At 44.2% G+C, this 21649-nt stretch carries 18 protein-coding genes; 9 read left to right on the plus strand and 9 right to left on the minus strand.

What is annotated here, in order from left to right:
* Positions 1 to 7 precede the first annotated feature (7 nt).
* From V7S65_RS09540 to V7S65_RS09550, 3 genes are all read left to right on the plus strand, one after another.
* Positions 8 to 493, plus strand: coding sequence for a hypothetical protein (locus tag V7S65_RS09540; RefSeq protein WP_336388428.1), 486 nt, complete (start codon positions 8 to 10; stop codon positions 491 to 493).
* An 88-nt stretch (positions 494 to 581) separates the two neighbouring features.
* Positions 582 to 1454, plus strand: coding sequence for a helix-turn-helix domain-containing protein (locus tag V7S65_RS09545; RefSeq protein ID WP_079472081.1), 873 nt, complete (start codon positions 582 to 584; stop codon positions 1452 to 1454).
* A 65-nt stretch (positions 1455 to 1519) separates the two neighbouring features.
* A complete protein-coding gene (locus V7S65_RS09550) occupies positions 1520 to 2257 on the plus strand; it encodes an SDR family oxidoreductase (protein WP_336388427.1) in 738 nt (245 codons plus the stop codon).
* Between the two features lie 175 nt (positions 2258 to 2432).
* Here the strand turns inward: V7S65_RS09550 and V7S65_RS09555 are convergent, their stop codons facing one another.
* The 3 genes from V7S65_RS09555 to V7S65_RS09565 are packed head-to-tail and all read right to left on the minus strand — an operon-like array spanning position 2433 to position 6587.
* A complete protein-coding gene (locus V7S65_RS09555) occupies positions 2433 to 4022 on the minus strand; it encodes an MFS transporter (protein WP_336388426.1) in 1590 nt (529 codons plus the stop codon).
* Positions 4023 to 4024: 2 nt separating this feature from the next.
* Entirely contained in the window at positions 4025 to 5071 is a 1047-nt protein-coding gene (locus tag V7S65_RS09560) for an HlyD family secretion protein (protein WP_336388425.1), read from the minus strand.
* A gap of 10 nt (positions 5072 to 5081) precedes the next feature.
* Positions 5082 to 6587 (minus strand): TolC family protein, encoded by a 1506-nt coding sequence (locus V7S65_RS09565; RefSeq protein WP_336388424.1) that lies wholly within the window; start codon positions 6585 to 6587, stop codon positions 5082 to 5084.
* Between the two features lie 92 nt (positions 6588 to 6679).
* On the opposite strand from V7S65_RS09565, the gene V7S65_RS09570 reads away from it, so the two are divergent.
* A complete protein-coding gene (locus V7S65_RS09570) occupies positions 6680 to 7468 on the plus strand; it encodes an AraC family transcriptional regulator (protein ID WP_336388423.1) in 789 nt (262 codons plus the stop codon).
* 28 nt (positions 7469 to 7496) lie between these two features.
* Here V7S65_RS09570 and V7S65_RS09575 read toward each other — a convergent pair whose 3' ends face one another.
* Positions 7497 to 8006 carry an AAA family ATPase gene (locus V7S65_RS09575; RefSeq protein ID WP_111578312.1) on the minus strand — a complete coding sequence of 170 codons (510 nt, stop codon included), beginning with the start codon at positions 8004 to 8006 and terminating at the stop codon, positions 7497 to 7499.
* A gap of 292 nt (positions 8007 to 8298) precedes the next feature.
* Between V7S65_RS09575 and V7S65_RS09580 the strand changes: the two genes are divergently transcribed.
* From V7S65_RS09580 to V7S65_RS09590, 3 genes are all read left to right on the plus strand, one after another.
* Complete coding sequence (locus V7S65_RS09580) at positions 8299 to 9687, plus strand: serine hydrolase (protein WP_336388422.1); 1389 nt, start codon at positions 8299 to 8301, stop codon at positions 9685 to 9687.
* Positions 9688 to 9828: 141 nt separating this feature from the next.
* On the plus strand, positions 9829 to 10326 hold the full coding sequence (locus tag V7S65_RS09585; RefSeq protein ID WP_111578314.1) for a GNAT family N-acetyltransferase: 498 nt from the start codon (positions 9829 to 9831) through the stop codon (positions 10324 to 10326).
* A 5-nt stretch (positions 10327 to 10331) separates the two neighbouring features.
* Positions 10332 to 10802, plus strand: a complete 471-nt coding sequence (locus tag V7S65_RS09590) for a MarR family winged helix-turn-helix transcriptional regulator (RefSeq protein ID WP_336388421.1) — start codon at positions 10332 to 10334, stop codon at positions 10800 to 10802.
* Positions 10803 to 10805: 3 nt separating this feature from the next.
* Here the strand turns inward: V7S65_RS09590 and V7S65_RS09595 are convergent, their stop codons facing one another.
* Positions 10806 to 11417 carry a hypothetical protein gene (locus tag V7S65_RS09595; protein ID WP_079472090.1) on the minus strand — a complete coding sequence of 204 codons (612 nt, stop codon included), beginning with the start codon at positions 11415 to 11417 and terminating at the stop codon, positions 10806 to 10808.
* A 128-nt stretch (positions 11418 to 11545) separates the two neighbouring features.
* Positions 11546 to 11674 (minus strand): hypothetical protein, encoded by a 129-nt coding sequence (locus V7S65_RS09600; protein WP_336388420.1) that lies wholly within the window; start codon positions 11672 to 11674, stop codon positions 11546 to 11548.
* 36 nt (positions 11675 to 11710) lie between these two features.
* Here V7S65_RS09600 and V7S65_RS09605 point away from each other — a divergent pair, with 36 nt between their 5' ends.
* Complete coding sequence (locus tag V7S65_RS09605) at positions 11711 to 12127, plus strand: hypothetical protein (RefSeq protein ID WP_336388419.1); 417 nt, start codon at positions 11711 to 11713, stop codon at positions 12125 to 12127.
* Here the strand turns inward: V7S65_RS09605 and V7S65_RS09610 are convergent, their stop codons facing one another.
* From V7S65_RS09610 to V7S65_RS09620, 3 genes are read right to left on the minus strand one after another with little or no spacing between them, the layout of a single operon-like run.
* On the minus strand, positions 12128 to 14017 hold the full coding sequence (locus V7S65_RS09610; RefSeq protein WP_336388418.1) for a CocE/NonD family hydrolase: 1890 nt from the start codon (positions 14015 to 14017) through the stop codon (positions 12128 to 12130). It lies immediately after the preceding gene.
* Between the two features lie 32 nt (positions 14018 to 14049).
* On the minus strand, positions 14050 to 15522 hold the full coding sequence (locus V7S65_RS09615; protein WP_336388417.1) for a RagB/SusD family nutrient uptake outer membrane protein: 1473 nt from the start codon (positions 15520 to 15522) through the stop codon (positions 14050 to 14052).
* A 13-nt stretch (positions 15523 to 15535) separates the two neighbouring features.
* Complete coding sequence (locus V7S65_RS09620) at positions 15536 to 18796, minus strand: SusC/RagA family TonB-linked outer membrane protein (RefSeq protein WP_336388416.1); 3261 nt, start codon at positions 18794 to 18796, stop codon at positions 15536 to 15538.
* Positions 18797 to 19220: 424 nt separating this feature from the next.
* On the opposite strand from V7S65_RS09620, the gene V7S65_RS09625 reads away from it, so the two are divergent.
* Positions 19221 to 21629 carry an FtsX-like permease family protein gene (locus tag V7S65_RS09625; RefSeq protein WP_336388415.1) on the plus strand — a complete coding sequence of 803 codons (2409 nt, stop codon included), beginning with the start codon at positions 19221 to 19223 and terminating at the stop codon, positions 21627 to 21629.
* The last annotated feature ends 20 nt before the right edge of the window (positions 21630 to 21649 follow it).

Raw genomic sequence — 21649 nt, forward strand, 5'->3', positions numbered from 1 at the left:
ATTATTTATGATGAGATCAATATCTTATTTTCTTGCATTTTTCATTTTTGCTCTTTCTGCCTGCGATTCACCGGATCTTAAAAGCATTGAAGGAAATAAAAAATTACTAATCGGAAAATGGCATAGATTTTCAATAGCAAATGGATATAGCGAATTTGATATTGATTCGCAATACATAGTTTTTTATAATCAGAAAGTTGGCCGGTTCGGGCTTCCTTACAAAATAGAAAATGATTCCTTGAAATACCTTACAAATAATTACGCAGCCAAGATTACAGACTACGGTGACTCAGTACTTCTTGAAGGCAACGATAGTACTAAAGCTACCTTATATAGGTTCAAAGAACCGCATGTTCCTTTTAAAACAATCCCTGAAGCAAAAGATTCTTTGTTATTTGCATCATATATCGCAGGTTTCGATAAAAGATTAATCCGGGAATTTGAGAAAGCCGGGATAAAAATTTCTGATGGTACGGAAAAGCCTGATTTATAATACTTTGACATAAGAAATTTATTCAGATTATACAAATGAACTCTGGTATCATACAACTTTTTTATACCTTCACATTTAACCAGGAAACATGAAAAAACAAAAAGGGAAAGATGAGGGCTTACAGAATGATGAACTGGGAGTAAAGATTCGCTCAAACGACAATCCGTATCTTTCAGTTGATAGTCAAAAAAAATTGCTGCAACCTCGCAGGTTATCTTCTTATTTTATTGTATTAATTGAAAGCGGTTCAATTACATACAATTTAGACTTACAAGACTTTACGCTTACTGACGGACACTTGCTTTTTGCAATGCCCAATCAAATTTTTACGCCACCCGCTAAAACAGACGATCTTAAATATTTCAAGCTGCTGTTTGATGAAAGCACATTGGCATTGCTGCCACAACAATTCCCCTTTTTGGTCAATCCTTTAAACGCACCAACCATAGTTCTCGACGGTGCCGCAAAAGAAAGAGTAATAAAGGTTTTTGGCATTCTAAATCAGATACTTCACATAGATAAATATGAGACCGACACTGAAATAATATTAGCTTATCTGAACTCATTGCTATCAGAATTAAACAGCGCTTATTTCAAAAACAAAGCACCCCTCAATATCTTAAACACTAACCTTTCAAAGTTTATCGAGTTCAAATTAGTCGTCGAAACGTACCTTACAGAGCAACCTTCTATCAACACAATTGCAGAAAAATTAGCTTTATCTACAAACAGTTTATACCGGATTGTAAAAGAACATTCCGGAACATCGCCAAAAGACTACTTTATTAACCGTTTGATGGCGGAAGCTCAGAGAAAACTGCGTTATTCAAATATTTCTATCAAAGAATTGGCCTATGAACTGGGCTTTAATGACCCTGATTATTTTTCAAGGCTCTTCAAAAAAAGTACAGGAAAAAGTGCCAGTGATTTTTTGCCCAGGCAAGATTTGTCGGGGAAATAAATGGAATTGTCCATTTCCGCTATTTTTCAGCTCTCTACTTTTGCTTCATAAAATTCATACAAGAAATGAAATTTGCATTAGTAACAGGAGCTAACAAAAGCATTGGCCTCGAAGTCGCGCAGCAACTTGCTCAAAAAGGAATTTATGTTTACCTTGGCAGCCGTAATTTGGAAAATGGTGTTGAAGCCGTAGCTACATTAAAAGCGAAGGGATTAAACAATGTAGAAGTTATTCAGCTTGACATTACAGATGACGGGTCAGTAATTAAAGCCCGTAAAGAAATAGGTAAAAAAACAAAAGTGTTGGACATACTTGTAAATAATGCAGGTATTTATGGTGGTTACCCACAAACGGCACTTGACTCAACTATTGACCAGTTTAAAGCAACTTATGATACGAATGTTTACGGCGTGGTACGAGTTACACAGGCATTTATTGATTTATTAAAAGAGTCGTCAGAACCCCGTATTGTAAATGTAAGCTCAAGTCAGGGTTCAATTACCCTGCACAGTGACCCAACATATAAATATTACGACTACAAAGGCGCTGTATACCTTTCTTCCAAATCAGCCTTGAATATGTACACTGTTGTTTTGGCATACGAATTAAAAAATACCAACTTCAAAGTAAATGCCGTTTGCCCGGGATTTACAAAAACAGATTTCAATGGTCATCGTGGCCCCGGAACTGTTAAAGATGCCGGAAAACGGATAGTAAAATATGCCCTGATTGACAATGATGGACCAACAGGAAAATTTTTCAGTGAGGAAAATAATCCTGAAACAGGAGAAATACCCTGGTAACGAAGATTAAGCATTTTTATGGGCTTCAATGCGAATCCCCATTTTGACAGGCAAAAAAAATAAACCCAAACAACAAAGCCCGCGACTATCGCGGGCCTTGCAATCTTCCGGTGCTCCCTTTCTTCACCTTGGCTTTATAATATCAGCTAATACCCGTTAATAAATTATGCTTTATCTAATAAGGAATAATTCCTTTTCTTAACCTTAAAACAACCTTCTGAATCTGTGGTGAAAAAAGAAGAATAGCGATGATGACGACCAAACCCACAAGCATAAAATCGTAATAATCCCGTGTAGCACGGGCTAATATTTGTTGTCCGGCCAGTTTATTAAAATAGGCTCCTGAAACTCCTTTTGCGGTATAAATATCGCTGCCTGCATTTATATATGTGTTTTGAATATCCAGTAAGGTAACAGACAATTGTGGGTTAGTTTCGGTTAATGTTTCCCGCACCTTCTCCCTAACTGCAGATTTGGAGAACAATTGAATTTCGTTATTAAGAGCCAGACTGGCCGTAAAACCAGTGAACCTGGCAAATATTCCTACAAGTGACGCATTTAAGGCAATCTTTGGCGGTGCTGCGGAGCTGGTAAATGAAACAATTGGAACAAATAAAACTCCCGTTGCAACGCCATAGATAAACATAGGCAGTATGAAGCTAATTGTTTCTCCCTGTACAGAAACAAAAAGTATCATATAGGCATAATACAAAGCCATAAAACCAAAACCTGCTATGATAATCCTTATCAGGTTAAAACCCATCAAAACAAACCGGGAGGTAACAAACATACTCAGTATTGTCCCAACAATTACTGCGATCCATATCGGGATAGTACTGAGGGGATCCATGCCTAAAATAACTTCAAGATAACCATAAGCAAGCCCGGTGCTTCCTTTAAAGATGTAAAACGAAAAAAGCAGTAGCAGCCCGATGACAAAATTTTTAACCTTGAAAATCTGTAAGTTGATCAATGGCCGTTTAAGCTTCGATTCCCTAATAACAAATAGCATAAGGATGATTACATTGCCAAAGCTCAGAAGAACGATTAACGGACTATCTAACCAGCCCAATTGCCGTCCGTATATCAGGATGTATCCTAATATCAAAATAAAAGATACATAAAACAGGTACCCCACCCAATCCACCTGATAAAGTGGTATTTTCTTTGTAAATCTTGCTTTGCTGTTCATCGTCAGCAACACAACAAATGTCAGGGCAATGAGTATTATATTGAAACCATAAAACAGGCAATTGAAGTCATAAAAATGAAGTACTACACTGGAATAGATGGAGTAAAACGGAACGGAGATTTGTATACTTCCATAAAGGAGACTATAGGCAATCACGCGGGCACGTGTAGACTGTAACCGTGGAAAAGTGAGTTGCAGGACGATGCCCGACATCAATGCACAGGTAATACCCTGTACAAACTGGCAAATGACAAATAGTGTCCAATTTCTGGAATGAAAACAGATGACAGAACATATCGCATTCATGGCGAGTGCCATTATCAGATATTTCCTTGGCGCAAAATACTTTACAATGCGAAAGTCCAATGCCAAAAAAGCTACGGTTGAGCCATAGATAACTATCATGCCATATTGAACATCGGTAGGCTGTACGCCATAATAGCCCATTATCGCAACGGGACTGCTGTAAAAGCCGAAACTAAAGAGGCAAGTCATCAGGATGGCAAATATCACAGATCTTGCCATCCATTCGGATACCCATCCTTTGAAAACCGGAATTTTATGTGCTTGCATGATTAATCTTTTAAAACATAAACATTGGCATTCATTCCTGCCGAGAGCCTGGCTAATTTTTCAGGCGTATCGGTCAGCTTGATCCGGACGGGAATACGTTGGATAATTTTAACAAAATTACCTGTGGCGTTATCTGGCGGAAGCAACGAATAGCGGGAACCTGTGGTTGGAGAAAGGGATTCGATGACTCCACTGAATTTTTCGTTTGAAAATGCATCTATTTCTATGGATACCGGTTGCCCTATCTTGAAATTACCAATCTGCGTTTCCTTGAAATTCGCCATCACCCATTTGTTTTCGGTTTTGTTCACCAAAAACGCCAGGGTTTGCCCTGGCTGTATTAACTGCCCTTCCTGGATGGTCTTTTTACCAATCTGTCCGTTAAAAGGCGCAGTGATTACGGTATATTTAATGTCTAGTTCCTGCCGTTCGAGAAGCGCTTCCTTGATTTTTATTTCTGCCGCTATCGCATTACGCTGTGCTCTAAGATCATTTAGCCTGGATTCGGCGACCTGCAGGGAAGCTTTTACCTGATCATAATCAGATTGCGTGATAGCCAAAGACATACTGACATTCTCGTATTTTTGTTGCGTGGTAGATTCATCAGCCAATAGATTTTTATAACGGTCAAATTCTCTTTGCTGCTGGTTCAGTTTCGCTTTTGCCCCTGAGAGCTGTGCTTTTATTACTTCGATGCTTTTGATTTGCGTTTCTTCGTTAGCAGCCAAAACAGGTAATTTGGCATGCGAACTCATTAACTCTGCTGATGCGGCATTTCTTTTCAGTCCGTATTCATCAAGTTCAATAACCACAAGTGTATCTCCTTTCTGAACCTGCTGATTGTCTTTATAATAAATTTTGCTGATATAGCCACCTACTTTTGCATTCACAGGTGATAAATACGCATCTACCTGGGCATCATTGGTTTGTTCATAGCGGTACCCTTTTAAAAAGTACAATGCGCTCCAAATGATAATTGCTGTAAATAAGGCGATGCCAAACCATTTGGTGAGGGTTACGATTATTTTATCTGTTCTGTTTTTGTTCATAATTTTTGTATTAAAGAATTCCTACGATTGCGAGTAACCGGATACGACTTACTTTTAAATTTGCTTGTGCAGTTGTCAGATTAAATTTTGCTTCCAGCAAAGCATTTTCCGCTTCCAAAAGATCGGTCAAAAGTGATTCCTGATTGAGATAACTATTTCTGATAACCCGAACGGTTTCGGCAGTTTTAGTGATATTTTTTTCTGCGGTTGTTACGCTTTCCAAAGCCTGTTGCTGTTGTAAATAAGCTTCTTTTACCTGAATTGAAATTTCCTCCTTCTTAATGTTGGCTTTTTCTTTTGCCTGATTATTTACGACCTGGGCACGTGCAATAGAATGTTTGCTTTTGTATAAATTATCAATAGAAAACTGCACCTTGATTCCTGTTTGCCCAAATGCCCATAAATCATTCGAGTAAGGATAAAATGAGATCTGCGGATACGTATAATTGTAATTGGAGTACAGGGAAGCTTTAGGTAACAACCCAGCTTTAATTTGCCTGATATTTATCTCACTTAATTTAATATCGCTATTGACCATCTTATACTCCGGCGATTGGTGGAATGCAATAGCCAGGTAATCGGCGTAATCAGCATCCTTAAGGGCCTCCGTTTCAGCACCGCCCCGATAGGTGATAGCTATCCGCGCTTCGTTATCACGCCCCATCAGGATATTGAGACGTTGGGTGGTAACACTGATTCTCTTTTCAATATCTGAAAGACTTAATTCTAACTGTGACAGTTGCACCGAGGTTCTCAGCACATCACTATTCAGCACAATACCGTTTTTGTGTAAGCTCTCGATGAGTGATAGCTGCTTTTTCTCAGCAGCAATTTCTGCAGCAATAAAATCACGGAAGTTCAGATATTTATACAGATCGAAATAAGCAACGGCAACATTGTATTTTACGCTGTATTTTTGCAGATCGGCTTCGTAGTGCTTCCGTGTCTCTTCTTCCTGCTTCATCTTGATATTTCTTCTGTCTTTACCACCATTGAAGAGGTTAAAATTGAAGTTATATCCGACTCCGTAACCATAGCCTTTTACAGGTACATCTTGCGGAGATGAGAATAATCCATTATCGTAAATGAGAAATTTTGAATTGAGTTTTACATCTCCACCTACTGAAAGGTCTGGTAGCAGACGGTCTTTGGCTTCAAGTACTTCTAAATTGCTTTGCTGAAGATTTAAATCCGATAGTTTTAGTTGGCGGTTATTTGTTTCGGCGGCCTTCCATACTTCTTCCAAACTCAATGCCGGGGTAGCTTCTGCATCCTGGGCATGGAGAGAGTGTGCGGATAGTAGCAGTATGGCTCCCAAAACTGGATTTACCATCTTTTTTAATGCATCAAAGACAAATGTTAAATCCATTATGGGCGTGAAAGGATTAGCATTAGCAAGCCAGTAGATATTAAGTGCGTCAATTTCTTCTGCTGAATGGGATGCTGCATTATTACAAGGTTTGTCTTGTGCCACAAGCTCAACGCCTTTATCAGGGTTTATGATTTTCTGTTTCATTATGATTCTACTATTATTTCCGTAGCAAAATTACTCCAGCCAACAAACCATCATTTTATATAATTAGCCTAATATTTGTTATATTTGGCCACGTGAGTATTCTTAAGCAACTTATAAATAGCGTTGACCAGCATCCTGACTCTATCCTGGTGGTGCGGCAGCAAACCGAACAACGTTTGCCTTCACATCAACACGATAAAGCTCAGTTACTATTGGTTTTTGGAGGGATTGCCTATCTGCAAACAGGCGAAAAGGATTTCTATATTCCGTCCAATCATTATATCTGGATACCTAAAAATTATCCGCACAACCTGATGTTCAACACGCAGGATCTGTATATCATAAACATTTATTTTCCCGGAAAAAGTTCCGGCGAATTCTATAATGAATTGGGCATTTATCCCGTGAGTAAGCTCTTATCTGAAATGCTGTCTTTTAGCGGAAAATGGCATGGTGATTATTTCAAAGGATCGTGGGAGTTTGAGTTTTTAACAACACTGAGGAACGTGCTGTCCAAAGAAAACCTTAAAAAGTTTTCGATTCAACTTCCCACTACCGATGATCAGCGGCTCCAGGCTCTTGTTGGTCAGCTACGTAGTCGGCTGAATGAAAACCTTGCTTTAGAAGACACGGCCAAACAATGGGGAATGAGCGTAAGAAGTTTGACAAGATTATTTCAGACAAAACTTCACATCACCTATATTCAGTATGTAAAAATGTTGCGGATTATCCGGGCTATGGAATTGATTAAAGACAGTGATCTGACTATGACCGAAATTGCCTATGAGATTGGATATTCCAATATATCTGCATTCAGCAATAATTTTCACCAATTGACGAATATGAGACCCACTGAATTTAAGACAATGTCGGGAGTGTAGAATAAATGGTAAGACAGCCTCGGGCCCATCAGGAAATTTTAGCGAGTACCTGGTCTCTGCGGCTCAATAAATTCCCCCTCACTTCAATTGCCTCAATACCAAAATCCTCCATCCAATCATGTAATAAATCATTAACCAGCCCCCTTAGTTTTGGCAGGTCTGCCTGATGGCCTGGTATCAGATCCGGTTTTTCTATTGGAACAAATACGAGAAGGTCGATCCCGGCAATGACAGTTTGAGCTGTTTCAAATAGCATCTGAATATTCAAACCCGGGTCGATAACATGCAGATAGGCTAAAATATCAATCACGCATCTGTCAAATATTACATTGTGTTCGCCTTTGGAAATCAGCCTGGCCGAATAATTAAACTGCTCAATAAAATCCTCAACAGTAGGAATTTCTGAGAATTCATATCCTGATGCTTCCAGTTGATAATATGGTTCTATTTCGAGTGTATACCCGGGGAGTTTCACCAGAAGTTCTTCCGCCAGGGTTGATTTGCCTACCCGGTGAGCACCAACTATTGCAATTCTCATAGATAATTCGATTTATTTAAAGCACTTTTACTCATTGGTCAAATTTATGCACTAATTCACTGATTTTAATAATTATCAATGCATACTTACAACATGAAGCTGATTAAACATCAAACTGATAACTTCCGGATTTCAACGGTAAACTGTATGGCCCTGCGTTTCCTTCTTTTGTGACCACCGGGAACAAAAGGCAAGCGGCAAAAGGGTTTAACAATATCTCAAATCCAGATTTGAGATACTATATTTTGCCTCACTCAATTTTTTAAACCGAAGTTTGCAACAAAAGTTTAATATGAAAAGAGTGAACTTACTACAGTTGCTATTCTTATTGTTTGCAATGCCTGTTTCAGCACAAATATTTGGAGGGAAAAACCATTCAGAAAAGCTCGATCAGCTAATTGCCGGCAATTACAATTCAATTGCCCCGGGGGTTGTCTTTTTAGTGGCTGAAAAAGGAAAAGTAATCTATGAAAAAGGTGTTGGTACCGCCAGTAAAGAGCTGAATGTTCCCATGCGCCCGGAAATGATCTTCCAAATAGGTTCCATAACCAAACAATATACGGCCGTAGCTGTACTACAATTAGTTGAACAGGGGAAAATCTCCTTGCAGGATAGTATATCGAAGTTTGTTGAAGACTTTCCCTATAAAGGACATACTATTACAATCGAAAACCTGCTGACACACACTTCAGGCCTGGTTGACTATGAGGTTTTGGATTTTCACATCCCAAATGCAATACGCATCGACCTTTCACCGAAGCAACTCATTGACAGTATTACCAAGTTGCCTTTGGGGTTTATACCAGGAACAAAATATAATTACAGTAACTCCAATTATTTATTATTAGGATATATTATTGAAAGAATAACAGGAAAGAAATATAGCCAATATTTACAGGAGAATATTTTCATGCCGGCCGGCCTGACCAACACTTATTATAACCAGCCGGGGCAGATTATTATGAATAGGGCATGCGGCTATACTAAAGATAGTACCGGCAACCGAAATGTTGGGTATATAAGCATGAATCAGGTTTTTAGCGCCGGTGCATTACTTTCAAATGCTTCTGACCTGTTTAAGTGGCATCAGGCTTTGTATTCATATAAACTGCTAAAAAAAGAAACACTTGAAAAAGCATTTACACCATTTAGACTTTCAACCGGTGATTCTTCCGAATATGGATATGGCTGGTTTATAAGGAATTTTCAGGGAAACAGGTCCATTGGTCATGGCGGAGCAATAGATGGCTTCAGAGCCAGTGAAATTTATTTTCCGGAAAAGGACATTTTTATAGCCGGATTATCTAATTCTGATGATGATGCTTTTTTCAGACTGTTTGAAAATGTTATCGTTCAGGTCATGGGAAAGTACTTAAAAACCTCCTATAAAGATTTAAAAATACCCGATGCCATTCTGGATAGCTACATTGGTAGCTATACGTTCATGGAAGATACAACCAATTATATCAATATTCACAGGGAAGGGAGCAGGTTATATGCGGATCTTTCGAATAAAACCGGCACAAACATGCCCTTGCTTGCCCAGTCGCAAACCATATTCTATTTACCTGTAGTCAAAAGAATTCCAACAACTATAGAATTTATAGTAGAAGGTGAAAAGGTCAGGGGCCTTTATTGGATACAGGACAAAAAGCACGTAACGAAAAAAACAGAACAGTAAAACAAGTACTTTTTGATTCGCGTCAAAGTCCTTATCCTGACATCACTTAACCCTCGTCTGCGCAGCCCACCTGCGCACTCTACAAAAAATATTTTTATTTATGTAGTCAACTACGTAGTTTTGTACCATAAATGAATACAAATGAGTACAACACCTGTTATACAACCAATTTACAATCAATATTGCCAGGAGATAATTGACATCATCCTGCCCATCCAGCAAAAGGAATTCAATGTGCCGGTTACACTCGAGGACCAGCCCGACCTGCACGATATTGAAACAAACTACCACCAGACCGGCGGCGGTTTCTGGGGAGGATTTGTAAACGGGGAACTGGCCGGTACTATCGCACTGATAAGCATCGGGCACCAGGCGGGCGCCATCCGGAAAATGTTTGTGAAAAAGGAATTCCGCGGGAAGGAATATGGCATTGCACAACAACTGCTCGAAGAACTAATCGCCTATTGCAAATCAATACAGATAACAGATCTGTACCTGGGCACGGTCGACAAACTCGCTGCCGCCCGCCGCTTCTATGAGCGCAACCACTTTAAAGAAATAAAAAAAACGGATTTACCGTCGTATTTTCCCCTGATGAATGCAGATAATGTATTTTATCATTTACACATTAATGATTGAGAAGCATGACAAATGTAATTGATGAATCAGGGATACTGGCTATTTCTACCAGGTTGCAGCGACTCAGTGATCAGCTGCGGAAAGATGGGCTGCAGATTTACAAGGCCAATGGGATCGACTTTGAACCAAAATGGTTCCCGGTTATCTATACCCTGCACCTGAAACCGGTACTCAGCGTAGTGGAAATAGCCATGGAAATCGGGTACTCCCACCCTTCTACTATCAGCCTGCTGAAAGAACTGGAAAAACAAAAGCTGATCCGCTCAAAGAAAGATAAAACAGACGAAAGGAAACGGCTTATCCTGCTCACGGAAAAAGGGAAAGCACTTATCACCGACATGCAACCCGTGTGGAATAAAATGGTGGTGGCTCTTACCGCGCTGACAGATACGAAAAATAACCTGATGAAAGCCATTGAGGAGGTAGAGCAACAAATGAAATCGTTTAGTTTTTTTGACAGGGCGCAACAGCTGTAAATATTATGCCAGCAGGCCGTTCACCAGTGCCTTCCATTGCAGTTTTGATATACCAACGGCGCCGGTAGCGCCTACCACCGCATTCCGGATCCTGTCGCCCAGATCATTGGTTTGTGTATTTGGCACCTCATTACGTCCGTAAACAGTGGCAGTTATTTCCGCGTTGTTACGCACCAATACAAAGGAACTACTGGCTTCCTTGCGCAGAAAATGCGCAATACCCGCACTCTTCTGGATAGGATGCTCCGACGGCCGGGCCCTGATAAAAAACACTTCCTGGTGCTCATTCAGTACCACATGCTCCTTCTGCTCAATCTTTACCCAGTCGAACCCCTTCCCTGCGTTGGTACCCGGCCCGGGAATATCAATCCGTATATACATGCCCGTTTCGGCATCGCCGGCAGCCGGCTTCCCGGCCAGATCGGTTAACTGAAACCCCGACGACATACTTCCACTGAGCGTAGCCCAGTTATTTACATCCAGCAGGCGCGCAACCGCCGTTTTAAAAAAATCCCGCGCCGCCGCTTCATGAACCAGTGTTTTTACCTCTGAAGTTGTAGTAGCCTCACCCGTATACTGCGCCGGAATAAATGGCGCCGCAATGTTATCTGCCATAACTTTAATATTTGCCGTAAAATAATAATGTAAGTATTTCGGTAAAAAACTTGTGCCAATTTTATATTACACTACCTTTGGGGTGTAAAAGTACGGACAATGCATTGCAAGCCTGATAATTCTATCGTTCAAAACGATGCGGCGGAGCGGCACCACTTCTGATCATATTTACGCTTCATTAAAAGCACGAATCCCACAACTGTCAACACGCTGGTAATTGTAAACACCGCCATCGCCGTAGAGTAATCTATACGCATGGGGAAACAATTTGTTGATATTTAAAGATACGGAATATGAATAGTATATACTCCCTTTTAGTGAGCACTTTTCTCTACCTGGCCTGTACCAACGCAAAGCCTAACCAAACCAACGGCAAAATCACCGGCCGGTGGCTGCCGGTAAAGTCCGTGATGAGTTGCGTTGAAGACGGCAAAAAAACCTTTGATAAAACAGATTCCAGTTTTAGTCCCAATGACGTAATGGTGTTTAAAGACAATGGCGTCCTGGAAGACGGCGGCCAGCGATATGAAGCCTATACCATCGATCTCCAAACGAAACAACTCACCCTCCAGGAAGGCGGCGGCTACGGCATCACCTTTAAAATCCGGACTATGAACCCGGAAGAACTGGTCATCTTCCGGGAAGATGAGGAAATCTTTAAAAATAAAAAACGGCAGATGAAACTCGAAATCTACTTTCGCCGCATCTGATCATTTCAGCAACGGCAAAATAATGCCGGAAGGATGCGCTTCATCATGATAAATACGGATGGTTTCCTTTACAAAGTCTTTTTCTGTTGCTTCGTAAATATTGATAAACTGCTGTGGATTGCGGTCAGCTAAAGGAAACCAGCTGCTTTGCACCTGGATCATCAGCCGGTGGCCTTTCTGAAAAGTATGCGCTACATCAGGCAACTGGAACTTTACCTGCGTTACCTTGCCCGGTGTAAATGGCGCCGGCTTCTCAAAACTCTCCCGGAACCGCCCGCGGAATATATCTCCCCGGATCAGCATCTGGTAGCCGCCCAGCGGATAAGGCCCACCAGCATCACGGGTTTTATTTGGCGGTGGCGTATCCTCATAGCGGAAATCATCCGGGAACACATCTATCACTTTTACCACAAAATCCGCATCACTACCGGTGATGCTTACACGAAGATCTACGGTTACAGGGCCACCAATAGTCAAATTTTCCGTGAGCGTATCCGTTTCAAAAGTCAGCACATCCGCACGGCGCGAAGCAAAACGCTGATCATCGGTCATATAATCCCTGGTGCGGATGTAATGTACATCCTCCGTATATGGCACGGGATGCGCCGGATCACTCACATACTCACTGAAGCCGGTACTGCTCTTTTTCCACGATAGCCGCCCATTACCCTGTAAAAAAAACTCCTGCTCCGTTGCCACCGGTGGCCACTTGTCAAATTGATGCCACTTGTTTTCCCCGCTGAAAAAGATATTCGCTTCTGCTAGGTCCTGCAAATTTCCTTTTCCTTTGAGATAATAATTAAAGAAGGGTACTTCTATATGCTCCTGGTACCACGTTGCGGTGTTACTCCCAAACTGCACATGGCCCAGGTGCGTACCATCGTTGCCGGCCCACTGCCCATGATACCACGGCCCCATCACCAGTTTATTGAAATGGGCGGCCGGGTTCTGTTGCTCAATGGCCTTGTATAAATTCCACGCGCCATAACAATCTTCTGCATCAAACAAGCCACCTACTACCAGCACCGCGGGTTTTATCTGCGCCACATAATTCCGCGGATCACGCTCCTTCCACCAACTGTCGTATTGCGGGTGTGCAATCAGTTCTTTCCAGAAAGCAAGACTATCGCCGGTTAGCCGGGTAAAATTTTTGATAGTACCTATCTTCAGAAAAGTGCTGTAATTATCGGCACAGGGCAGCTTCAACGCCTGCACCGGCGCTACACACACGGGCGCGGGGTGCGGATAACCAAATCCTTTTGTATAAAAGCCAAAGCAATCCATCAGGAAAAAAGCGCCGTTGTGATGGAAGTCGTCGCCGTGGAACCAGTCGGTCACCGGTGCCTGCGGACTCACCGCCTTCAATGCAGGATGCCCGCTCAAAGCGGCCATGGTGGTATAAAAGCCCGGGTACGAAATGCCAAAGGCGCCCACCTTGCCATTGTTTCCCGGTACATTTTCCAGCAGCCAGTCGATGGTATCATACGTGTCGCTGGCTTCATCAACCTCCGCTCCCTTCTTCCCCGGGATAAAAGGACGGATATCTTTAAACTGTCCTTCACTCATCCAGCGGCCACGTACATCCTGTATCACAATGATATAATGCTCCCGTACATAGCTGTTCCAGTAAGTATTCCAGAGATTAGGGCTAAACTGCTGCGGCCCATAAGGCGCAGCAGAATAAGGCGTGCGCGTTATCAAAACAGGATGTTGCTCACTGCTGTCTTTTGGTATATAGATGGCTGTAAAAAGATGTACGCCATCACGCATACGGATCTGCCGCTCTTCTTTATAATAATGCTTTTTTACCCATACGGAGTCTCCGGCATGCTGAGCCCCGGCCGGGAGCATGGCTAATGCTCCCAGCAACATAAAAACAAATCGCTTCATCCTGCTCTCTTTTTAGTTCAAACCATCTACCGTCAAGGATTCTGAGGGAAATTGGCTGGATCGTTATGAATATCTATCTCGCTTTGTGGTATAGGAAATAATAGTCTTGCCGGTGTAAGCGCCGGCGTAGTAAGATTATACTCGTTCTTCAGGTGTGCCTGCATAATGGCCAGTCCTTTTGAATAACGCACCAGGTCAAACCAGCGGTTATTTTCAAAAGCCAGCTCCACTCTTCTCTCTGCAAAAACGGCATCGCGGAAACTGGCCTGGTTGGGCAGTTCAGCGGGTGTTTTATCGGTCAGTCCGGCGCGGCGCCGTACCTGGTTGAGGAAGCCAAAGGCCGTGTTAGCACCGGTGGCAGCGCTGTATGCCTGTTCATTTAATGCCTCCGCCTGGAGCAGCAATATATCCGCATATCTTAATACCGGGAAACTGCTGCCGCCATCGCCGGTTGCGCCGGGAGGATCTAAATATTTCTTTACGTAATTGCCGGGCTGCGTGGTGGTGGCATTCTTGTACGAAACGGTATCCAGTGAGGCGATCAGCCGCTTGTCGCCGGCTTCATAAGCCGACACGATATCATGCGTAGGCCGGTTATTGTTAGAACCTCCATAGGCGACACCGTTATAATAAAAAGAAAACGGCACCATGTCGGTGAAGTAATAATTTCCTTCGGAAGGATTTAATCCTTTTTTAAAACGGATGGTAAACAATACTTCTGCATTAAGACCGGCAGCGGGGTTATACAGCGCGCCATAATCTGCCAGCAGCGTATATCCGTTCACGTTTTTCAGTACAGTGGCAGCATCGTTCCACTTCTTCTCTGTTACATATACTTTTCCCAGCAGGCCGTTGGCACTACCGGCGGTTACTCTCCCATAGTCGTTCACGTTAGTATACACCGCAGGAAGCAGGGTGGCGGCAGATTGCAGGTCCTTCTCTATCTGCGCATATACTTCTGTCACCTCATTTCTTTTGTCATTCAGTGATTCCGTAGTGGTTTCCACTCTTGTTACCAGCGGCACTTTACCATACAAACGCACCAGGTCGAAATACACAAAGGCCCGCAGGAACAGGGCTTCGCCCCTGAATTGTTTTTTGGAAGAATCCGGGATAGCGGCGGCATCAATCTGGTCCAGTACTGCGTTGGCGCGGGATATAGTAAGATAGGCGCCTGCATATACATCGGTGAGAAAAGGATTGGTAGTGGTTTCGGTGAACAGGTCGATCTGTGAAGCCACGCCACCTAATGCACCACGGTCGAGGATATCCGTATTATCGCTTCTTACTTCCATCAGGTAGTAAGCCGATTTTCCATAGCTGCGGGTATTCTGCAATCCATCATAGATAGCGTTTACACCCTGTTGGAAATCGCTGGTGGTTTTAAAGAAGGTTGCCGTTGTTTGATTGGATACCGGCGGGAGATTGATAAAATTTTTGCTGCAGGAAGTTATAACCGTTACCAGCGACAAGCCTGCTATTGCTTTTGTAATATTTAATTGCATAAGTTCCTGTTTTTTAAAATGAAAGATTAATACCTGCGGTGAATGTTCTGGGCAACGGATAGGTACCGTAGTCCTCCCCTTGCGACAACGGCGCATCTGGCCGGGCATTCACTTCCGGGTTATAACCGGTGTAGTCGGTCCAGGTATAAATGTTTTGCCCCGACAGGTACACGCGCAGGCCCTGGATCTTATTATTAAACAGTCGCTGATTGAAAGTATAGCCAATCGTTAAATTACGTAAACGCACATACGAACCGTCTTCTACAAAGAAGGAACTGGGCTGCGTACTGTTGCCGGTAGTAACCCTGTTAGGGCGCATGGAGTTGCCATCACCGGGATCTGTGGGCGATTTCCAGTAACCGGTTTCTTCGATCATCTGGTTGGCATTTCCTTCGCTGTTGTACAGGAAGCGGCGTTGCAGGTTCATCACCTTATTACCGTTTGATGCCTGCAGTGATACCGTGAGATCAAAGCCTTTGTAGCGGAATTCGTTGGTGAGGCCCCATATAAATTTGGGGAAGTAGCTGCCGATATCTGTTCTGTCCGATGCATCAATTTTCTTGTCGTTTGTTACATCAATGAACCTGCGATCGCCGGGTTTGGTGCTCGCATAATGCGGATAGGCGTCTATTTCCGCCTGGTTTTTGAAAACGCCACCATTTACATAACCGTAGTAGCTGCCAATGGGCGCGCCCACTTTGGTGATGTACAACTGTGAGATGGTACCATTACCACCATCGGAAATAATAGGAGCATTATTGGCGCCGAGTTGCAGCACTTCATTTTTATTGGCGGCAATATTAAAGCTGGTATTCCAGGTAAACGGACCGGTGAAGTTGCGGGTAGTTAGTCCGAACTCCACGCCGGAGTTGCGTACTTTGCCAATGTTCTTCAACGCCTTGCCAAAGCCGGAACTCAGCGGTACCGGCACTTCCAGCAACAGGTTGGAAGTAGTGGCGCGGTAGTAATCGGCGCTCAGGTAAATCCTGTTGGCAAACAAGCCAATATCCAGACCGGCGTTGAGCTGTACTGTTTTTTCCCAGGTAAGATCGGGGTTGGCCGGTTGTGCCAGTCCTACGCCATTTACGGCAGTACCGCTTCCGTTACCCAATACATAACCGTTGGAGGCCAGCAGGTCGTACGCTGCATAGTTGGCAATCTGGAAGTTACCGGAAGTACCATAGCTCACCCTGGCTTTCAGTTCAGAGATGGCTTTTATATTAAAGAAAGATTCGTTGCTGATCAGCCAGCCGCCTGATACCGCGGGGAAGTAGCCCCACTTGTTGTTGGCGCCGAAACGGGAAGATCCGTCGCTGCGGATGCTGGCCGACACAAAGTATTTATCATCGTAGTTATAGTTGATCCTTCCAAGATAGGAAAGCAACGACCACTGCGATTCCGTGGAAGTACCGCTGGTAATGGTGGCAGCATTTAACGTTTGTACGGCATCGTTAGGAAAGCCGGTGCCATAGGTTTCGTTGGCTTTGGTAGTATTCTTTTGTGACGTATATCCCGCCAGCACATCAAACCGGTGCTTGTTATTGATATTGAACTGGTAGTTCAAAGTGTTTTCCCAGAGCCAGTTTACAGACAATGCTGTTTGTGCCGATCCTTTCGGGATAGTAGGCGCCGCCTGTTGAATGGGCCGGTAACTTCCCAGTGTGGAAGGCCGGAAATAGTTCCGGCTGAAGTGATTGATATCTGTACCAAAGAAGGTTTTAAACTTCAGTCCCTTAATGATTTCATATTCCGCCCAGGCGCTGCCGAGGTTGCGCACGTGATCCAGTTTATCTTTGATCTTCGTGGCCAGTGCTACGGGATTTTCACCACCGGAATAGCCATAGGCCCACACATTCTGCCGGTTGGTAGCCAGCGATCCGTCGGGGTTATACACGGGGAATACCGGCGATGCCTTCAATGCGTTGCTGAGGATCCCGTCAAAGGTCCAGGGGCCTTCGCTGTTGATGAGATCATAATGATCAAAGGTTGGATTAACGGTAACGCCTATCTTTAAACGGGAAGTAAGTTCCGCATTGAGATTGGCCCGCAGGCCGTATCTTTTATAGCCGGAGCCGAGTATGATCCCCTGCTGATCGAGGTAGTTGCCGGAAATGTAGTACTGGAATTTGTCGCTGCCACCGGAGGCCGACAGCGTATGGTTCTGGATAGGCGCTGTTCTGAACAGGGCATCTTGCCAGTCGGTGTTGGTGAGGCCCGCATCTCCCGCCAGGTAAGGCAATATTTCCGGTGCAATCTGGTAATTGGAACTGCCTCTTGTAGCGTTATCATCGGTGATGCTGCCGGAAGGTTTGAAATCCAGGTAGGCATTGTTCTTGGCATCGAAGCTGAACTTTGCCCACTGATAAGCATCCATCAGCTTTATTTTTTTACTCACCTGCTGAAAGCCGGCGTACATGTTGTATCCAAAGGAAGGTGGACCGGTGGTTTTCCCTTTTTTGGTGGTGATGAGTACTACGCCGTTGGAAGCGCGGGAGCCGTAAATAGCAGCGGAGGAAGCATCTTTGAGGATGTCTATAGAAGCAATGTCATCACTGTTTAAGGTGCTGAGCGGGTCGGGGGATTTCTGGAAAGATGCCTGCCCGGTGATGTTTACCATATCCGTAGCTCCCTGTAAGTTCTTCAGGTCGTTCGACAAGGGAATCCCATCGATCACATACAGCGGATCAATGCCTGCGGAGATAGAGTTCAGTCCGCGGATACGTACGCTGATACTGCCTCCCGGCGCGCCGGTATTCTGCAATACCTGTACCCCGGCTACTTTACCGGCAATGGCCTGTTCAAAGCTGGTTACCGGCTGATCCTTCAGATCGGCCGCCCGCACAGAGGCCACGGCGCCCGTTATTTCGCGGCGGCGCTGTACCCCATATCCTACTACCACCACCTGGTTAAGCGAGGAACTGGATTCTTTCAGGATAACCGCCACCGGCTGATTCTCCCGCAACGTAATACTACCCAACTGCGTAGGTTCGTAACCGATAGAGGTAAACCGGAAACTGTAAGGGGCTCCAACTACCAGGTCAGGGAAACGGAAAGTACCGCCGGCATTGGTTTGTGTAGATACCGTTGCTCCCGAAGATTCATTTTTAGCGGTTACGGATACCCCCGGCAGCCCTTCGTGCTTTTCATTTTGCACGGTACCGGCAACGCCTGTACGCTTTTCCTGCGCAAGCAGGTATAAAGGAGTTAATAGCGCGAGCAGCAATAGTGCGCTCCTCCATTTTTCTTTTAAAGAACGAATGTAAAAAGAGTCCATAGGTGAATTTTGAGGCCCCGTGCAGGTTGTTGCCATGCCTGCAGCAGTACGGGCGTCTTTTCAGATGCCGGTTAATATACCAGGGCCGGTTTTATAAAACAGCTTACTACTAGTGGGCTGATGATGCGATATTAGATTTTCAGTTTACAGCGTTAAAAGTAACAACAAGTTTTTAGTCTACCAAATCAATAGACTAATATCACCGCCAATATTTTGCGGTAGATAAATTTATCCTGTTGGGGATTGACTCTCTTAATTTAACTAATTTAATCCCGGGAAAAGATAAAACCTTGCTTGTCCGGAAATGAACACTTCTCCATAAAAACGGACAACGTGATGGCTGTTTTTATTACATTACGCGTTGATAACCAATAAGCGGAAGATTGGCATTTTCTTAGCGCCGCAATGGCCTTAACATCCTTCTATGTTCGGCAACCAGTTTAAAATCGCGTGGCGGAATTTCCGCAAGCACCTTACACATGGCCTGTTAAACCTTACCGGTCTCACGCTCGGGCTTACCGGTTGTTTCTTTATTACGCTGTATGTAACCGATGAATACAGCTACGACCGCTGGATACCGGGGCACGAACAGGTGTACCGCGCCGGCATGGAAGTAAAAACCCAAACCAATGATGTGATTGCCTTTGCCAACACCTCTGGTTTCCTGCGACAGGCGTTGCTGGTATATCCGCAGGTAACAACGGCAACACGGATCTTTGAATACGGTAGTAATACGGCGGTAAGCTGCAACAGCGGTGATCAGAAAAAGTTTAATGAAAAGGGCATCTACTTTGCCGACAGCACCCTGCTGGAAGTACTTCCCTACCCTTTGCTGGCAGGTAATGCCCGCACCGCGATGAACGATGCAGATGGTATTATGCTCACCGAAGAAAAAGCGGAAAAGTATTTCGGAAAAGAAAACAATGTCAGCAGCTATCTTAATAAAATATTAACCATCAACGAAAAGAACTACCGCGTAACCGGGGTATTAAAAAACGTGCCTGCCAATACCTATTTCCGGCCCGACTTTATCATCTCCACGGTAAGTGTCCGCAACGAGCAATGGTTCCGTCATAACATGGAAAACTGGCATGGCACCATGACGCAAACCTTCTTCAAACTAAAGCCAGGCGTGCAATGGGAAGCCTTTGAAAAACAAATCAGGTACATTGCCTATCAATATGTGGGCGATGAAATCAAGGCTAACGGGCAGGTATACACGCATTTTATCCAGCCACTTACATCTATTCACCTGCATTCAAATCTCCGGTACGAACTCAGTAAAAACAGCGATATCTTATATGTGCGGGTATTGTCTTTCGTCGCATTATTCATCCTGCTGATTGCGGGGATCAATTTTATCAACCTTGCTACTGCCACTGCCAGCAGCCGGGCCAAAGAAGTAGGTGTAAGAAAAGTGATTGGCGCCAACCGCTCCCAGCTGGTGCTGCAGTTCATGATAGAGGCGCTGATGATGAGCGTGATGGCGTTTCTGCTTACAGCGGTCCTGGTAATGGTATTGCTGCCTTCTTTCAACCAGATTGCGGATAAAAGTTTTACAGTATCCCAATTGTTCCGCCCCTCCCTCATTGCCGCGGGGCTTGGTATCAGTGTGGGCATAGGCATACTGGCTGGTATCTATCCAGCTATTATCCTTTCAGGATTCAATCCTATGCGCATCATACAGCGGTATGGCGCACAAAAGAAAACGCATTCGCTGCGCAATGCGCTGGTGGTAACGCAGTTTGCTATTTCCATCCTGCTGATTGTGGCCACCATCGTGGTACACCGGCAACTGCAATTCATGAAGAGCTTCGACCTGGGCATTGACCAGTCGCAGGTACTGGTGATCCCCGTTACCGGTAAAGACGCCACTTCAAATATTAAAACGTTGCTGGAAAAATTCCGCGGACAGGCGGAGGTGATTTCCGTAAGCGCCTCCGGTAATGTGCCCGGACAGGAATTTGGCAATAACCTTTTCCGGCTGAAAAGCGATCAAACAAAACAAACCGACACCAGGTTGTTGTCGGCCGATAACGAATTTTTCCGTACTTATAATATCCAATTACTCGCAGGCCGCTTAGTGAATATGAACCCGGACACCAGCCAGAAAAGCGGTGATATCATGATCAATGAAGCAGCCCTCCCCTTCTTTGGGTGGAAAAAACCGGAAGATGCGCTGGGACACGAATTTGATTATGGCTGGGGTACTGTATGCGGCGTATATAAAGATTTTCATTTTACGTCCCTGCAACGTGGCGTAACGCCGCTGGCTATTTTTTATAATCCTTACTGGCTGAATTACATCAGCGTGAAGATGAATACCCGCGATGCAGCCACCACTATCGGTAAACTGGAAAAAGCGTGGCAGTCGGTAGTGCCGTCTCTTTCCTTCAATTACTTTTTCCAGGATGAGGCATTTAACCGGCAATACCTGGCGGAGCAACGCCTGGGGTCACTGTTCCTCGTATTCGCCCTGTTTGCCATTGCTATCGCGTGTTTAGGATTATTTGGCCTGGCCTCTTTCACGGCTGCACAGCGAACAAAAGAAATTGGTATCCGCAAAGTATTGGGCGCCAGCGTAGCGGGCATTGTAAAACTGTTGTCGAGAGATTTCCTGGCACTGGTAGTAGTAGCGGCCGTGATTGCGTTTCCATTGGCGTGGTGGGCCATGAGCAGCTGGTTGCAGCACTTCGCTTATCGTGTGCCGCTGAATGCGTGGGTATTTATCGTAGCAGGTGGAGGCGCCTTGCTGATAGCCTTGATCACCGTGAGTTTCCAGGCAGTGAAGGCAGCGCTGGCCAACCCGGTGAACAGCCTGCAGGCAGAATAATTATGGCAAAGGCCCGGTAC

The sequence above is a fragment of the Chitinophaga sp. CCNWYY40 genome (assembly GCF_037483205.1).
Classification (GTDB): domain Bacteria; phylum Bacteroidota; class Bacteroidia; order Chitinophagales; family Chitinophagaceae; genus Chitinophaga; species Chitinophaga ginsengisegetis.

What these genes read in the sequence shown, in the direction of transcription:
- V7S65_RS09610 (WP_336388418.1), bottom strand. Translation starts at nt 14,017, where the DNA reads ATGAAGCGATTTGTTTTTATGTTGCTGGGAGCATTAGCCATGCTCCCG.
- V7S65_RS09620 (WP_336388416.1), bottom strand. Translation starts at nt 18,796, where the DNA reads ATGGACTCTTTTTACATTCGTTCTTTAAAAGAAAAATGGAGGAGCGCA.
- V7S65_RS09565 (WP_336388424.1), bottom strand. Translation starts at nt 6,587, where the DNA reads ATGAAACAGAAAATCATAAACCCTGATAAAGGCGTTGAGCTTGTGGCA.
- V7S65_RS09550 (WP_336388427.1), top strand. Translation starts at nt 1,520, where the DNA reads ATGAAATTTGCATTAGTAACAGGAGCTAACAAAAGCATTGGCCTCGAA.
- V7S65_RS09555 (WP_336388426.1), bottom strand. Translation starts at nt 4,022, where the DNA reads ATGCAAGCACATAAAATTCCGGTTTTCAAAGGATGGGTATCCGAATGG.
- V7S65_RS09595 (WP_079472090.1), bottom strand. Translation starts at nt 11,417, where the DNA reads ATGGCAGATAACATTGCGGCGCCATTTATTCCGGCGCAGTATACGGGT.
- V7S65_RS09605 (WP_336388419.1), top strand. Translation starts at nt 11,711, where the DNA reads ATGAATAGTATATACTCCCTTTTAGTGAGCACTTTTCTCTACCTGGCC.
- V7S65_RS09585 (WP_111578314.1), top strand. Translation starts at nt 9,829, where the DNA reads ATGAGTACAACACCTGTTATACAACCAATTTACAATCAATATTGCCAG.
- V7S65_RS09590 (WP_336388421.1), top strand. Translation starts at nt 10,332, where the DNA reads ATGACAAATGTAATTGATGAATCAGGGATACTGGCTATTTCTACCAGG.
- V7S65_RS09580 (WP_336388422.1), top strand. Translation starts at nt 8,299, where the DNA reads ATGAAAAGAGTGAACTTACTACAGTTGCTATTCTTATTGTTTGCAATG.
- V7S65_RS09615 (WP_336388417.1), bottom strand. Translation starts at nt 15,522, where the DNA reads ATGCAATTAAATATTACAAAAGCAATAGCAGGCTTGTCGCTGGTAACG.
- V7S65_RS09600 (WP_336388420.1), bottom strand. Translation starts at nt 11,674, where the DNA reads ATGCGTATAGATTACTCTACGGCGATGGCGGTGTTTACAATTACCAGC.
- V7S65_RS09575 (WP_111578312.1), bottom strand. Translation starts at nt 8,006, where the DNA reads ATGAGAATTGCAATAGTTGGTGCTCACCGGGTAGGCAAATCAACCCTG.
- V7S65_RS09540 (WP_336388428.1), top strand. Translation starts at nt 8, where the DNA reads ATGATGAGATCAATATCTTATTTTCTTGCATTTTTCATTTTTGCTCTT.
- V7S65_RS09560 (WP_336388425.1), bottom strand. Translation starts at nt 5,071, where the DNA reads ATGAACAAAAACAGAACAGATAAAATAATCGTAACCCTCACCAAATGG.
- V7S65_RS09625 (WP_336388415.1), top strand. Translation starts at nt 19,221, where the DNA reads ATGTTCGGCAACCAGTTTAAAATCGCGTGGCGGAATTTCCGCAAGCAC.
- V7S65_RS09545 (WP_079472081.1), top strand. Translation starts at nt 582, where the DNA reads ATGAAAAAACAAAAAGGGAAAGATGAGGGCTTACAGAATGATGAACTG.